The following is a 14,559-nucleotide window of genomic DNA, read 5'->3' as shown; positions in this document are numbered from 1 at the left end:
GCACACTTGATGTGCCGCCACCGTAGGTGCTGACGTTAGGTCGATTCCGGGGTGGGTGGGAATGGTCAGAATATTCACGAACGGTCCGCGCAAGGACTACGTCATCAACCCGTTCAATGAACTGGCCGATGGCGCCTCTCAAATCTATCTGGCCGCGCCGTATTTCACGAAAGCCGAGCCCATACTCGATGCCGTGAAGAAGGGCTCGCAGGTCCAGCTCCTGATTGGGCTGAACGAGTCGACCAGCCCGCAGGCGCTCGCACAGGTGAGCGAGAAGCCAGGAGTTTCCGTTCGCTATTTCACAGACCGGTTCCACGCCAAGATTTTCATCTTTGATGATGTGGCGATCCTGGGCTCATCGAACCTGACGGATGGCGGCCTGTTCTCGAACCGCGAAGCGTCGATCCGCCTCGATCAGGACAATGACCGGGATGCGGTCGAGGAGATCATCGCGCTCTTTGTTGAGCTTTGGGAGGCAGGAAAGGTACTGACCCCTCAAATCCTGTCTGATTTTGCTGCTGCTCATAAGCGGCTCCAGCAGGGGCCGAACCCGGAAACGGAGATTGAGAAGGCGATCGGCAAAGCCGTTCCGCCAAACATCCAGGTCGACAGCCACAAAGCGTCCAAGGAGCAGATCTTCTTGGAGGGGCTCAGAAGGCAGGTCTACCAAGAGTACCGCCCGGCATTCACGGAGGTCACCAATGTCCTCGAGGCCGCCGGCTATCGGAGGAAAGAGCTCGCTGAACTCGGACCTGCGAGCGAAACCAACCGGTTTCTGAACTGGGTCCGACTTACCTACGCCATCGGCGACGACTCCTGGAATACATCTCCCTATCGCAACGAAGCCGAGCGCCGCCCGCTGCTTGAAAAGCTCGGAAACGAATGGGTCTCGACCGACGATGACAAGGTAACCGAGGACTTCGCCATTCGGCTCGAAAACCTGCACAAGGTTTTTGCGAGCGTCGAGGGAATCCACTCGGTATCAAAGGAAGTTTTGTCGGTCGGGCTGATGGCTCTCCACGCGTTCAACGAGCAACTGCGCTTCGTGAAAGGCGGGGAGAAGAACCTCATCCCAGAATTTTGGGCCCGGAATAACAACGACGTCGAGCGGGTCAGGCAGACGCTCGCATACCTGATCTACGGGGGCGGGGAGTTTATCCAGCGCCTCCACGATGTTCTGTATTCTCCCTATCGGAAACTCTCGAATTTCGGACTCTTCTGCGCTCTGGAGTTGTACGGCTCCCTAAAGCCGGAAGAGTGCCCGCCGCTCAACGGACGCATCGCAAAGGCCCTCAGGTACATCGGCTTCGACGTCCGAGGCTGATGACCTCGGCGTAGTTTTGAACCGCTACGCGCCGACCGCGATCTCACGATCGAGCGGGCGATGCGTTGTTGGATGTCCGCAAGCATCGATGAGCCTAAATGTCAGATGCGAGCAGAGCCACCAGTTTGGCCTTTCGCCAGGTCGACCGATCCACGGACGCTCCAGACGTGGAAGTGGGTCGTTTCGGTCGTGCCACCTCGCTTGCTTAAGGTCTGCTTTCGGGCCGGGAGCCTGAGCCCGTTCATGGCGCAATACGCCAGTCCAGAATTTTCCCGCGTCTTAAGAACTCAGCTCCGTGCTGCAACCAGGGCATCACGCCCCGGCAGCGCGAGAGTGGCCAGGAAACACGCTATAAGCATCAAACACGAACCGACCAGGCAGGCGTAGATGCCGCCCCATTGATAGAGCAAGCCTGACAGTAGGGTTCCGCTGAAGCGCCCCAGCGCATTGGCTGCGTAGTAGAACCCGACATCCTCGGCCGCCTTCTCGGATCCCGCATAGGCCAGGATCAGATAGGAGTGCACCGACGAATTGACCGCGAAGGCGAAGCCGAACAGGCCCAGGCCCACCACCAGGACGATATCCAGCCTCAATCCCGAGTTGCTCGCCAGAACGGCGGCGATGGCGGCGGGAATGATGGCGAGGATCAGCGACCAGAGCCTTGCCGCTCTCACCTCCTGCGTCAGCCCGTCGGGGCTGCGCTTGACCACGGCGGGCGCAGCCGCTTGCACGAGCCCGTAGCCGATGGTCCAGAGCGCGACAAAGCTGCCGACCATCGTGAAGGTCCAGCCTGCTGCATAGAGGAAGACGGGCACGCCGACGACGAACCAGACATCCCGGGCTCCGAACAAGGCGACGCGTGCGATCGCGAGCAGGTTGACGCCACGGTTCTTGCCGAAGAGCTCGCGTGCGCTCTTGCTCGCCTTCGCCTTTCCGAGCATGGGCGGAAGCGATGCCCCGACCCCGAACAGCACTAGGCTGAGCGCCGCTGCCATCGCCCACAGTGCGCCCCGGAAGCCGAGGAATTCGAGCAGTAGGCCGCCGAGGAAGAAGCCGAAGCCCTTCATCGCGTTCTTGGAGCCGGTGAACCAGGCGACCCAGCGGAAAAGGCGGCCTTCCGAATCCTGTGCCTTGGCCGCGGTCTCGGCGATCTTGATGGCCGATTTCGAGGCCGTCTTCGTGAGGTCCTTAGCGACCCCGCAGATGCCCTGGGCGAGTACCACCCAGATCACGGAGGTAACGGCCGACCAATCGGGCGAAAGAGCCGAGAGCACCAGAAAGCCGGTGATCTGCGTCGTCAGGCCGACTGTGAGCATCCTGGTGATGCCATAGCGCGCTGCGAGCCAGCCGCCGATGAAGTTCGCCAGCACGCCCGCGGCCTCATAGAGGAGGAAGAGGAAAGCAAGGGTGAAGGGCGAGTATCCGAGCCGGAAGAAGTGCAGCAGCACGAGCATGCGCAAAGCGCCGTCCGTGAGCGTGAAGCCCCAATATGCGGCCGTCACGATGGCGTAGTTGCGCGTGCCCTCATTCATCGCGTCAGATCCCCGCCGCTTCGAGATGGCAGGCCAGATCGACCATGCGACAGGCATAGCCCATCTCGTTGTCGTACCAGGCGTAGACCTTGAGCATCGTGCCGTTCGTGACGAGCGTCGATAGGCCGTCGACGATGCTGGAGCGCGTATCCCGCTGATAATCGATCGAGACGAGGGGGCGCCCCTCGAAGCCAAGGATTCCGGCGAGGGAGCCTGTCGCTGCACTCTTGAAGAGCTCATTGACCTCCGCGGCCGTCGTCGACCGTTCGAGCTCGAAGACGCAGTCGGTCAGCGAGGCATTGAGCACGGGCGCGCGGACTGCGTGGCCATCGAGCTTCCCCTTGAGCTCCGGATAGATCAGCGCGATCGCCGTTGCGCTGCCCGTCGTCGTCGGCTGGAGCGAGAGCATCGCCGAACGAGCCCGGCGCAGGTCCTTGTGCGGGGCGTCGACCACGACGTTGGTGTTGGTGGGGTCGTGGATCGTCGTGATCTGGCCGTGCCGGATCCCGAGGTTCTCGTGAACGACCTTCACGACCGGTGCCAGGCAGTTCGTGGTGCAGGAGGCTGCCGTCACGATCGGATGCTTGGTGGGATCGTAGAGGCCTTCGTTGATTCCGACGACGACATTCAGGACGGACGGATCCTTCACCGGCGCGGCGACGATCACCCGCTTGGCTCCGCGCTTCAGATGTCCCTCTAGCACCGCTGGGGTCAGGAACTTGCCGGTGCATTCGAGAACGACATCGACGCCCAGATCGCCCCAGGGCAGTTCGGCAGGGGATGCCTCGAATGAGAAGCTGAGCTTGCGTTCGCCGATGTGGATCGCCCCGTCGCCGTCATGGCCGATCTCGGTTCGCCAGCGGCCCTGCATGCTGTCGAACTCCAGCAGGTGAGCCGTCGCCGCGGCGCCTCCCTTGATCTCGTTCAGATGAACGACCTCGAGGCGGTTTTCGCGCCGGGGATCATCATTCGGTCGTTCCGCCGCGCCCAGCGCCGCTCGCAGGGCCAGCCGTCCGATCCGCCCCATGCCGTTGATCCCGACCTTCATACCATCGCCTCTCAAATTCGATCCAGAGCGCATTATTCGATATGTCGCTTGACATCGAAATGACGACGGAGTCAATCATGTCGAAACCTATCGACATGATGAGATGACAAACATGGCCCGCGCTCCGCTCAACGTGCTCTTTGTCTGCACCGGTAATTCCGCCCGCTCGATCATGGCGGAGGCGATCATCAGTCGCGTCGCGCCGGGCAAGTTCAAAGGATTCAGCGCCGGAAGCGATCCGCGGGAGGAGATCAATCCGTTCGCTGCGCGCCTGCTGAAGTCGTTGAACTACGACGTCACCCAGTTTCGCCCGAAAAACTGGGAGGAGTTCGCGAAGCCGGATGCGCCGCCGCTCGATTTCGTTTTCACGCTCTGCGATGACGCCGCGAACGAGCCGTGCCCGCATTGGCCGGGGCAGCCGATGAGCGCGCATTGGGGTCTGCCTGATCCGGCGGCCTTCGTGGGCGAGGATGTCCAGAAGGCGCTTGCCTTCGCCGATGCCTATCGCATGTTGAACAATCGGATATCGATCTTCACCAATTTGCCGCTAGCCTCACTGGAGCGTGTCGCTCTACAGCATCGGCTGAACGCGATCGGTACCGATCTGGGAAGGAAGGACGACGCCGCTTGACCACCCGCCTCGAAGCCGCCGGCGCGGTCGACTTGTTGGGAGCGCTTGCCCAGTCGACCCGCCTGGAAGTCTTCCGCCTGTTGATGCGCTACCGGCCTCACGGCCTGGCGGCGGGCGATATCGGTCGGCTGCTAGCCGTCCCGCACAATACCCTGTCGACCCATCTCGCGGCGTTGGAGCAGGTTGGACTGCTTGCCTCGCGCCGCGAAGGCCGACACATCATCTTCGCCGCGGTTCCGGATCGCGCGGACGCCTTGCTCGGTTTTTTGTCCGAGGCCTGCTGCTCGCAGAGCCTGGCGGCCTGCGAGGTGCCCGCAACTCCCTATCTTTCGCGCAGGGAGGCGCAGGCAACCGACACCCCATTGCGGGTGCTCATCGTCTGCACCGGGAACTCCGCCAGATCGATCATGGCGGAGGCGGTCATGAACCGGGAAGGGCTTGGCCGCATCCAGGCCTACTCGGCAGGCAGCCGCCCGCATGAGGCGCCGCACCCGCTTGCGCTCCAACTCCTTGGAGAGCTCGGCTACGCGACCGCCGACTTTCGCTCAAAATCCTGGGACGAATTCCTGGCGGCGGACGCACCTGAAATCGACCTCGTCATCACGGTCTGCGACTCCGCGGCCGACGAAGCCTGTCCGGCCTTCCCGGGCGCGCCGACGCGGGTGCATTGGGGATTGGACGACCCCGCAGAGGTCGGCGGCCCGATTGAGGCGCGCCGTGCTGCTTTCCGTCAAAGCTATCGAGACCTGACCGCTCGGGTCACGGCTCTCGTCAATCTGCCGTTCGAGAGCATGCCCCTGGCCGAACTGGCGCCGGCGCTTGAAGCCATCGGCCGGATGGACGGGGCGACCCCCAGATCCCTGGAGGCCGCCTAGCCGTTCAGGCCGATGCTGACGCATCGCGCTTGGTGGCGCTGCGTACGACGGCCGGGTGGCGTTCGTACCAGCCTTTGCTCCGGTTCACGATCGCGACCACAGAAAGCATCACCGGGACCTCGATGAGAACCCCGACGACGGTCGCGAGCGCGGCTCCGGAGTTGAAGCCGAACAGGCTGATCGCGGCAGCGACGGCGAGCTCAAAGAAGTTGCTCGCGCCGATCAGGGCTGAAGGTCCGGCGACGCAATGCGCTTCGCCAGTCATCCGGTTGAGCAGGTAGGCCAAACCCGAGTTGAAATACACCTGGATCAGGATCGGCACCGCGAGCATCGCGATGATGAGCGGCTGCGCCAGGATCTGCTCGCCCTGGAAGCCGAAGAGCAGCACCAGCGTCGCCAGCAATGCCACCAGCGAGATCGGGGCAAGAACGCTGAGCACGCGGTCAAGCGCGGCGGGGCCGCCGCTCGCCAGAAGCTGACGCCGCATGAGCTGGGCCACGATCACTGGGATAACGATATAGAGCACCACCGACAGCAGCAGCGTGTCCCAAGGCACGGTGATGGCCGAAAGGCCGAGCAGCAGGGCCACGATTGGCGCGAAGGCGACCACCATGATCGCGTCGTTGAGAGCGACCTGGCTGAGCGTGAACAGGGGCTCGCCCTTCGTCAGGTTCGACCAGACGAAGACCATCGCCGTGCAGGGCGCCGCCGCGAGGATGATCAGGCCGGCGATGTAGCTGTTGATCTGATCCGCCGGCAGGTACGGCCGGAACAGATAAGAGATGAAGAACCAGCCGAGTGCGGCCATCGAGAATGGTTTGACCGCCCAGTTGACGAAGAGGGTGACGCCGATGCCGCGCCAGTGGCGCCCGACTTCGCCGAGCGCCGCGAAATCGATCTTCAGCAGCATCGGCACGATCATCAGCCAGATCAGAATCGCCACCGGCAGGTTGACCTTGGCGATCTCAGCCGCGCCGATCGCCTGGAAGACGCCGGGCGCAATGTGGCCGAGCGCGATGCCCGCGACGATGCACAGGGTGACCCAGAGGGTCAGGTAACGTTCGAAGGTCGACATGGCTCTCAGGCTCCCGCGAGAACACGGCCGGATGAATCAACGACAAGCTCCCCGTCTTCCTTGCGGAACTCGCCGTACTGCGGCGGCAATAGGTCGAGCACCCGCTCGGACGGGCGACACAGCCGGACGCCCTTCGGCGTCACGACGAAGGGGCGGTTCAGGAGAATGGGGTGGGCCTCGATCGCGTCGAGCAGGGCTTCATCGCTGAGCGAGAGATCGTCCAGGCCAAGCTCGGCGTGAGGCGTTCCCTTTTCGCGTAGTGCCTGGCGCAGCGAAAGACCTGCGCGATCGACGAGTTCGCGCACCATTCTGCGTGAGGGCGGCGTTTTCAGATACTCGATGACGTGCGGTTCGACCCCAGCATTCCGGATCATTGCGAGCGTGTTCCGTGAGGTCCCGCAATCGGGGTTGTGGTAGATGACGACGTCCATCTGAAGTGACTCCGGCACAGAGGTTTCGTGCTCCGGCGGCAAGGCGCGAACCGCCTATCGAGAGGCGCAGAGCCGGTCGGGGGAGGGGTCTAGGCGTTTTCCTCAATCTCGGTCGCGGCCGAAGAGGAGGCGCAGCAAGCCGAGAGCGCCGCGACCACCGGAGCGCAGATCTCGGTCCGTCCGCCGCAGCAATCGTTCAGCAGAAAGGTGACGAGGTGCTGCACCGCTTCCAGGTCCGCTCGATAGATGATGGAGCGGCTCTGGCGTTCGGTTCGGACCAGCTTGGCTCGGGCCAGGATGCCCAGGTGCGACGACATGGTGTTTTGCGGCACGGCAAGGCGGCGGGCTATTTCTCCCGCGGGCAGACCTTCGGGCTCATGCTTCACCAGCAAGCGAAACACGTCGAGGCGGGTCTGCTGTGCGAGAGCCGCCAGCGCCAGAATGCTCTGCTCTGATTCCATGTATCCAAGTTAGTGGATATATGGATGTATCGCAAGCTGGGCGACCTTCGAATTGGGCGGCTGGCTTGGCGTTGTCAGGCCGATCGGCGATGCTGGTGAGCGATCGCGATGGCTGACATGTCCGTAGTCGGATCGGCGACGATCTGCTTCTGCTTGCGCTCGGAATAGCGATCGACCAGCGTCTCCGCATGCGGCCGCAGCAAGACGGTGAAGCGGACCAGTTCCTCCATCACGTCGACGATGCGGTCGTAGTAGGACGATGGCTTCATCCGCCCCGCCTCATCGAATTCCTTGTAGGCCATTGCGACGCTCGATTGGTTGGGAATCGTGAACATCCGCATCCAGCGCCCGAGCAGGCGAAGCGTGTTGACCGCATTGAAGGATTGGGAGCCGCCGGAAACCTGCATCACCGCCAGTGTCCGTCCCTGGGTCGGGCGCATGCCGCCCATCTCCAGCGGCAGATGATCGATCTGCGCTTTCATCACGCCGGTGATTTGCCCGTGGCGTTCGGGACTGCACCAGACCTGACCTTCCGACCAGAGCGCGTGCTCGCGCAATTCCCGAACCGCCGGGTGGTCGTCGCCTTTGACCTGGTCAGGAAGGGGGAGGGTGGATGGATCAAAGATGCGGATCTCGGCTCCGAACAGAGTCAGAAGGCGCGCAGCTTCCTCGACGGCGAGCCGAGAGAAGGAGCGTTCGCGCAGGGAGCCGTAGAGCAGCAGGATGCGCGGCGGGTGTCCGAGCGGATCGGGCAGACCGGCGGGGCGCCTCATCGCGAATTCGGGCTTGAGGGCTGGAAGCGAGGAAATATCGGTCAGCTCACGCAATGGCATGAGGTTCTCCTTGATAATCGGAAGGGAGTTCAGCGCAGCTTGCGCGCCAGGACGTACATCGCAGCCGCCGCCAGGCCGGAAAGGGCGACCAGGAGCAACGTGCTCGGCATCAAACCGGCCCGTTCGAGCAGCATGGCGAAGAGGAGCGGCGCCGCGGCCTTGACGACCAGCCCGGGTGCGGAAAGCTTGCCCAACATCGCCCCATACCCGACGGGACCGAAGAGCTTCAGGGGAACCGTCCCGCGCACGATCGAGCTCAGGCCCATGCTGATGCCGTACGCAATGGCGAACAGACCCGCGAGCCCGGCCGCGGAACCGCCGATGGTCAGCAGAACGAACCCGACCGGCATCAATGCCGCAGAGGTCCAGGCGGTCGTGACAGGGTCGATCGAGGCTCCGAACAACATTTCGATCAGGCGCCCCGCAACCTGGGAGGGACCGACCATCGCGCCGATGCCGACAGCGACAGCCGCGCTCAGCCCCAGTCCCTGAAGCATTGTCAGCATGTGGACTGACATCGCCGATACCACGAAGCCTTGAAGCGAGAATGACAGCGCCAGAAGTGCGAACGCATTGCGGCGGGCGTTGCCCTCAAGGTAGCCCGCGAGTGCGGCATCGGCGTTGTTGGTGGATGACACAGAGTCCACGGCACGGCGGGCCGGACCCGGGAGCAGCAGGCAATGCAGCGGCGCGCACAGAGCCATCTGGACGACCGCGTAGATTCGGTAGATGTCGCGCCAGTCGAAGGAATTGAGCAGAGCAGTCGTCAACGGCCAAAACAGTGTCGATGCGAAGCCCCCGATCAATGTCAGCTGGCTGATCGCGCGCCTTGCGCCTGGGCCGCGTGACTGCGTCAGCGCCGTGAACGCCGCATCGTAGAGGACGAGGGTCGAAACAACCTCCAGGGCGATCATGGCCGCGACATAGCCGATCGGACCACGCGCTTCCGCCAAGCCGAGAAGCGAGAGGCCGGCAAGTACGGAACCCAGGGTCATCATCAGCCGGGTGCCGTAGTGATCAATCAATCGCCCTGCGACGGGCGCGATCAGTCCGCCGATCAGCAGCCCGGCCGCGAACCCGCCATATGTCCACTCGGGCGACCAGCCGAAGCTCTCGGTCATCTTCGGCGCCAGCACGGCGAAGGCATAGTACAAGCCGCCATAACCAGCGACCTGTGTGACGCCGAGCGCCGTGATCAATGCGAGACCACGCCCTCCGGTGGGAGTGGGCACAGGCAGCGACAGGCTGGACATCAGGCTTCGGCCGTCTCGCGGGCGGTTTCGTGGGAGCTGGACGAGCATCCGCATCCCACCTTCCCGGACTGCTTGGCAACCGCGTCATCGACGCAGCAAGCATCGACGGCCGCAGGCGCGGGACCTCCGCAGCAGCTGGATGTCGAAGCTGACGGCCCACCGGGCGTCGCGCTGCAAACACCGGTCTCCGGCAAGACGAGCTCGACGCGCCGGGCCGCGGCGTGATCGCCGGCGAGTTCAGCCACGATCGAACGGACCTGCTCATGCCCCGTCGCGAGCAGGAAGGTCGGCGCTCGGCCATAGGACTTCATGCCCGCGATGTAGAAGCCAGGTTCCGGATGGGCGAGCTCGGCGGCACCGTGAGGACGCACCGTTCCGCAGGAGTGGACATTGGGGTCGATCAACGGCGCCAGGCTCGGCGGGCATTCGAGCGCCGGATCGAGCTCGACGCGCAGCTCGCGCAGGAGAGCCAGTTCCGGGCGGAAGCCGGTCGCGACGATGAGTTCGTCGACGGTGACGGACTGCTTGCTTTCGTCGCTTGAGATCAGGCGCAAACCGGAGGCATCGCGCTCGATTTGTTCCAGACGAAAGCCGGTATGGGTCCTGATGCGGCCTTGCTTAACGAGATCCGCGATCTGGAGACCGAGTTCGCCGCGGGCGGAGAGCTGATCGGCGGCGCCGCCACCGAATGCCTTCGCCAGGATCGGACCCCGATAGAGCCACGTGATCTTGGTTGTGGGATTCTCGGCCTGAAGCTCGGAGAGCGCGATGAGGGTGCCGATGGCCGAATGGCCTCCGCCGAGCACGGCGACCTGCCTGCCGGCATAGCGCGATCGGGCTGCTCCGGAGATGTTCGGCATCCCGTAAGCGATATGCTCGGTCGCTTCGATCTCGCCGATCGCCGGTAAACCGCCGACGCCAGCCGGGTTCGGCGAGAACCAGGTTCCGGACGCATCGATGACGGCATCCACGGCCAAGCTCGCGAGCGTATCGCGGTTGCGATAGCGCACCAGCAGCGGCGCTGCCTCGCGGCCATCCGTCTTGACCTTGTCGAAGCCTGCCCGGGAAACCGAGATCACCTCGGCATTGAGCTTGATCCGATCCCGCAGTCGTTCGGCTAGAGGGGCGACGTACTGCGAAATCAGATCACCACCCGTCGGATAACGATCGGGATCGGGGCGCGTCCAGCCCGACACCTCGAGGAGGCGCTCCGCCGCCTTATCGACGTTGAAGGCCCAGGGCGAGAACATCGGGACGTGTGCCCATTGCCGGATAGCATGCCCGGCCGCCGGACCGCGCTCCAGGACTACGGGAGATAAGCCACGCTCCAGCGCATGAGCAGCTGCAGCAAGTCCAACTGGTCCTGCCCCGATGATAGCGACGCTCTTCACTGCCATCTTCCTTTCCTGCTGTCGTTCTAGAAATATTGAAATAGAAGGCCTGACTATTCACGCAGCGCTCTGGTTGGAGCCGCACTGGCTGTCGACGCAGCATTCGGCGACGAGGAACTCGACGAGCGCATTCATCCGATCGTAATTCGCGCGGCAGATGAGACTCGTACCGTCGCGCTCCTGGCTGATCAGCCCGACGATGACGAGCGCTTTCACATGGTGGGAAAGCGTTGAGGCCGCGACCTCAAGTCGTTGTTGGCACTGTCCGACAGATAGCCCGTCGTGGCCGGCTCTTACGAGAAGACGGTAGAGCGAAAGCCGCGTCGGATTGCCGAGGGCTTCGAGTTGAGCGGCTGCGCTTTGGATCGTGACCATGAAGGGAGTTTGGCGCGAGTCCCACATCGAGTCAATTCGTATTTCTAGAATGATAGAAATACATGACACAGAGCGATCCACGCTGGTGGACGACCACTGACACAGCAAGTGAAATGGCCATCACAAATTGCGTGGTCATTGATTCGCCAGAGCACGTTCAGGGCAGGATTCACCGATGCGCCCGCTTCTCATTCCCTACGCGATCGACGTCGAGCGCCACGTGAAGATCTCGGCCTCCGACATCGCCGAGATGATGGAGGATCCAAGCTCGACAGTTCGCCTCCAGGCGACTGCCCATCTCAGCACGAGAACACGTCGCCCGATAAAGTTCACCTGCCCGGCGTGTGGACAGCAGCTTTATCCGCATGCTCCCGTTTTCAATGGGGCGCGGTACTTTTGGTCGCACTTGCCCCGCGGGGCGTATGAATGCCCGCTGGAAGTCAAAAGGAAGCTGACCCCCGACCAGATCAACGCGCGAATTTTCCATGGCCGGCAGGAAGGAGAGGCACATAAGAACCTGGTTGCCTTGCTTGCGCGGCTTGCGGAGGACGATCCAAACGTCGGTTCGGTTTCCCTGGGGGCTTACGAACGCCCGACTGACGAGATGCGCTTCGAGTTCCCTTTCGGCCGATTTCCTGACATTCAATTCGAATGTGAAGGCAAGAAGGTCGTCCTGGAGGCCCAGCTCGCCACCATCACGCTGCACGGCATCAATGGCCGGCGGGCCTTCTACGATCGGATGGGAACGGCTCTCCTCTGGGTGATGCGAAACTTCGACCCGACCGGACCGATGCGGGCCTCCGTTCGAGATATCATCGCGGACCAGGGCGGCTTGTTGTTCTCTGTCGATAGCGAAGTGATTGCGGAATGCGAAGCTGACGGCGGCTTTCGACTGCGAGCGTGGACCTACCACGCTGAGCGAGAGGAGCCCTGGGATTCGAGCATCGTCACGATCGCAGAGGCGGCGGCTCGTGCGCGGCCCAGGCGTTGGGCCGATGATTTCAAGGAGCGATGGGTAAAAACCTATCAAGGTGGATATTACCATATGCCGGGCCTGCCGGACCCGTACGACATGCTCAACGAGGCCGCCGAACAGGCAGATCTGCCACCGTTTGGGCCGAACAGCGGCTCGGCCTGCATCCTTTCACTGGTTAGACTCTTGATTTCATTGGAAGCCGGAGTGGTCACAGGATCTGGCCACCCCAAGCTGATTTCCATCGCGAACGACTTCGATTCCAACGGCGGCCATCGAGCGCTGACGCTCGTGCGCAAGGGAATCGAGCGTTGGCAGCCGCACCTTTTTGAGCGCAATTCGATGCAGAACGCTCTTCAAAGGGCCCAAGCAAAGTTGAGGGCAGAAAGTGCCAAGGAATGGGGACGTCGTAGCGCAATCGGCCGATTGCGCGAAGTGCTGTTTCCGGATTGGATCCTCAGCGAGCCTTCTGCCAAGTAGATCCAGGCCATCGCTGCCGCTCGGCTCGTCATCCGACGCACGCCCAGAGAGTATCATTGTATCTGTCCCGCATGACCCTTAGGCCAGCGCGCGCGTCTAGCGGCCCATGCTATCCCGAATAAGCGAGATCCAGTCGCCTACATTGCCGGCATGAACACGGTCGAGAAGTGCCTCGAGGCGCCCCTCGCATATCAGGCGAAAGCCGTGAGCTCGTGCCTTGGCGGCATTCATATGAAGATCGTAGAGCCCCGCATTCGGATCATCATAGCCCAGGAGGTCGAGCACGGCGGCCCGTTCGATGACCTGAATTGCCTGCCGAAGCTGCAAGCCGTCGAGCGCTGGCGGACTCTGCACGCGGGTGATGGCCGCATATCCCGAGTTCTGGCCGGAGACGGTTCGCGGGCTTGTCGTCCACGCCGCGCGTTGGACGCCGGCCATGGAAGCTCGCGCCGGTCGCGTGAGTCGGTCCACCGTGGATAATTTGCTCCACCGCTTCGGCTGGGGCGTGCCCAATGAAAAGCGGGTCTTTGAGAGTGCGAACAACGCGCTCACGATGATTATCCAGGACGAGCTTCAGCTCTTGCAAAATAAAAATAAAAAGTGGCAGCACGCCCTTATGCGATATTATCGCCTTCCTTGGCCAATCGATGCGCTTGAGGCACTCGGGACAACCGACGTTAGTTTAAGGATCACACTTTCTTATTTTACAGACCCTGCCCCTCTCGCACTCAACGCTCAAAGGGCTCAAAACTATCATTCTCATCACCTCAAATTCGATATCAAAGATCCCGACGACCACGACGAGCTTGCAATTGCGAGGATCAACAAGCTGGCCCGAGAGCCGGGCAAGAAGCTTCCGACGAGGCAGCCGGTGGGAACCTGGCTCCTAGGCGACAAAAAGCGCTCCAACGGTTCGATCCGGCAGGACATTTGGACAGGCCGCGCAAGCGATCTGAGCCAAATGGGCGCCATCGCCATTTATCCTCAATGGATGGTGGCGGAACAACAGCGGCGCGGGAGACCCGTTGGAGACCGTACGATTTTCCCTGATCGCCTCGATCGAGACCGCGCGGATTGACGTCGACCTCGCCACTGAGACCGAAGCGTCGATTGCTACCCTGAAGACCCGAGTGCCGCTGACGATTGAGACGTGAGGGAACGAGGGCCGTGAGCTGCAACCTTTCCAAATTGTGTTGTGAAAGACGTCACTAGCCGCTTCGAGGAATGATGCTCGAAAACTTCAACTACATCTCGTTTGGCAACCGCTCCTGGCTTGCCGAGGACGATACGTTGATCGAGATGGGCCGGGGCCGCATGTTCGAGCATACCCCGACGGACACAGAACAGCGACTGGTCGGTTTGGACGGGCCGGCGCTGGCCTTCCTGGAAAAGTTGCCGACCTTTCTCTGCAGCGAGATCGACACCGGCCCTGACCAGCCGACGATGCTCGTCCGGTTCGGACACCTGCGGCAAATCCGCGCCGACAAGAAGGTGGTCGCTGCGCAATTCAGCACCGCAGTCAATTTTGGCGAAGTCCAGTTTCCAAGCGTCGAGGCGGCTCGCAAGGCGTTCGGAATCGTCAACTTCCAGCTTTATCGAACGCATTGGGCGGTGCGGCCTGGCAATTACCGGGACGTATTGACGAACCTTGCTGACTTCAGTGCCGGTGGGCGGGAAGCCATCGCGCGCTACGGCGACGGACGAGCCGGAGTGGCGGCTGAGCCGCCCGAGCGCCGAAAGAATGAGATTGGCGAGGCCGACAGCGTCGAGAGCTTTCTCAAGGTGCTTTTCGACGTCGAAAAGGACCCGACAGCGGAAAGCTTTTACCGCGGCCATGAGGATGGCACGTTCGAACTAACGCCGTCGCTGCTCAGAAA

General features: G+C 62.3%; 16 protein-coding genes. 5 read left to right on the top strand and 11 right to left on the bottom strand.

The features are described from left to right. Positions 1–61: 61 nt before the first annotated feature. The gene (locus Q0Q36_RS08420; RefSeq protein WP_293797273.1) at positions 62–1,324 is read left to right on the top strand and encodes a phospholipase D family protein; all 1,263 of its coding nucleotides are present in this window, start codon (positions 62–64) and stop codon (positions 1,322–1,324) included. A gap of 287 nt (positions 1,325–1,611) precedes the next feature. Here Q0Q36_RS08420 and arsJ read toward each other — a convergent pair whose 3' ends face one another. Together arsJ and Q0Q36_RS08410 are read right to left on the bottom strand one after the other, a co-directional pair. Next, positions 1,612–2,856: an organoarsenical effux MFS transporter ArsJ gene (arsJ, locus tag Q0Q36_RS08415; RefSeq protein WP_293797270.1), complete on the bottom strand. Its 1,245-nt coding sequence runs from the start codon at positions 2,854–2,856 to the stop codon at positions 1,612–1,614. 4 nt (positions 2,857–2,860) lie between these two features. Further along, positions 2,861–3,904, bottom strand: a complete 1,044-nt coding sequence (locus Q0Q36_RS08410) for an ArsJ-associated glyceraldehyde-3-phosphate dehydrogenase (RefSeq protein WP_293797268.1) — start codon at positions 3,902–3,904, stop codon at positions 2,861–2,863. 112 nt (positions 3,905–4,016) lie between these two features. Here Q0Q36_RS08410 and Q0Q36_RS08405 point away from each other — a divergent pair, with 112 nt between their 5' ends. Beyond that, the gene (locus Q0Q36_RS08405; RefSeq protein WP_293797266.1) at positions 4,017–4,535 is read left to right on the top strand and encodes an arsenate reductase ArsC; all 519 of its coding nucleotides are present in this window, start codon (positions 4,017–4,019) and stop codon (positions 4,533–4,535) included. Next, positions 4,532–5,410 (top strand): helix-turn-helix domain-containing protein, encoded by an 879-nt coding sequence (locus Q0Q36_RS08400; RefSeq protein WP_293797264.1) that lies wholly within the window; start codon positions 4,532–4,534, stop codon positions 5,408–5,410. The genes Q0Q36_RS08405 and Q0Q36_RS08400 overlap by 4 nt, the downstream gene beginning before the upstream one ends. Positions 5,411–5,414: 4 nt before the next feature. Here Q0Q36_RS08400 and arsB read toward each other — a convergent pair whose 3' ends face one another. The 7 genes from arsB to Q0Q36_RS08365 all read right to left on the bottom strand — a co-directional run bounded on the left by arsB (position 5,415) and on the right by Q0Q36_RS08365 (position 11,229). Then, the gene (arsB, locus tag Q0Q36_RS08395) at positions 5,415–6,485 is read right to left on the bottom strand and encodes an ACR3 family arsenite efflux transporter (RefSeq protein ID WP_293797262.1); all 1,071 of its coding nucleotides are present in this window, start codon (positions 6,483–6,485) and stop codon (positions 5,415–5,417) included. A gap of 5 nt (positions 6,486–6,490) precedes the next feature. Beyond that, positions 6,491–6,916, bottom strand: a complete 426-nt coding sequence (gene arsC / locus Q0Q36_RS08390; protein WP_293797259.1) for an arsenate reductase (glutaredoxin) — start codon at positions 6,914–6,916, stop codon at positions 6,491–6,493. Between the two features lie 89 nt (positions 6,917–7,005). Then, on the bottom strand, positions 7,006–7,377 hold the full coding sequence (locus Q0Q36_RS08385; RefSeq protein ID WP_293797257.1) for a helix-turn-helix transcriptional regulator: 372 nt from the start codon (positions 7,375–7,377) through the stop codon (positions 7,006–7,008). Positions 7,378–7,451: 74 nt separating this feature from the next. After that, the gene (gene arsH / locus Q0Q36_RS08380; RefSeq protein ID WP_293797255.1) at positions 7,452–8,210 is read right to left on the bottom strand and encodes an arsenical resistance protein ArsH; all 759 of its coding nucleotides are present in this window, start codon (positions 8,208–8,210) and stop codon (positions 7,452–7,454) included. A 29-nt stretch (positions 8,211–8,239) separates the two neighbouring features. Then, positions 8,240–9,463 carry an MFS transporter gene (locus tag Q0Q36_RS08375; protein ID WP_293797253.1) on the bottom strand — a complete coding sequence of 408 codons (1,224 nt, stop codon included), beginning with the start codon at positions 9,461–9,463 and terminating at the stop codon, positions 8,240–8,242. Then, positions 9,463–10,860, bottom strand: coding sequence for an FAD-dependent oxidoreductase (locus Q0Q36_RS08370; protein WP_293797250.1), 1,398 nt, complete (start codon positions 10,858–10,860; stop codon positions 9,463–9,465). Before Q0Q36_RS08370 ends, Q0Q36_RS08375 begins: the two co-directional genes overlap by 1 nt. Positions 10,861–10,911: 51 nt before the next feature. Then, positions 10,912–11,229, bottom strand: a complete 318-nt coding sequence (locus Q0Q36_RS08365; protein ID WP_291552543.1) for a helix-turn-helix transcriptional regulator — start codon at positions 11,227–11,229, stop codon at positions 10,912–10,914. A 175-nt stretch (positions 11,230–11,404) separates the two neighbouring features. Here Q0Q36_RS08365 and Q0Q36_RS08360 point away from each other — a divergent pair, with 175 nt between their 5' ends. Next, entirely contained in the window at positions 11,405–12,682 is a 1,278-nt protein-coding gene (locus Q0Q36_RS08360; protein ID WP_293797247.1) for a hypothetical protein, read from the top strand. A 96-nt stretch (positions 12,683–12,778) separates the two neighbouring features. Here Q0Q36_RS08360 and Q0Q36_RS08355 read toward each other — a convergent pair whose 3' ends face one another. Then, positions 12,779–13,120: a hypothetical protein gene (locus tag Q0Q36_RS08355; RefSeq protein WP_293797244.1), complete on the bottom strand. Its 342-nt coding sequence runs from the start codon at positions 13,118–13,120 to the stop codon at positions 12,779–12,781. Here Q0Q36_RS08355 and Q0Q36_RS08350 point away from each other — a divergent pair. Next, positions 13,119–13,760, top strand: a complete 642-nt coding sequence (locus tag Q0Q36_RS08350) for a hypothetical protein (RefSeq protein ID WP_293797242.1) — start codon at positions 13,119–13,121, stop codon at positions 13,758–13,760. The genes Q0Q36_RS08355 and Q0Q36_RS08350 overlap by 2 nt on opposite strands. Positions 13,761–13,795: 35 nt before the next feature. Here the strand turns inward: Q0Q36_RS08350 and Q0Q36_RS08345 are convergent, their stop codons facing one another. After that, a complete protein-coding gene (locus tag Q0Q36_RS08345; RefSeq protein ID WP_293797240.1) occupies positions 13,796–14,518 on the bottom strand; it encodes a hypothetical protein in 723 nt (240 codons plus the stop codon). Between the last annotated feature and the right edge of the window lie 41 nt (positions 14,519–14,559).

Origin of the sequence: uncultured Allobosea sp. (assembly GCF_945957345.1) — a bacterium.
GTDB lineage: Bacteria > Pseudomonadota > Alphaproteobacteria > Rhizobiales > Beijerinckiaceae > Allobosea.
Note: the sequence above shows the minus strand (reverse complement) of the source record. Positions and strands in the feature narration are given on the sequence as shown.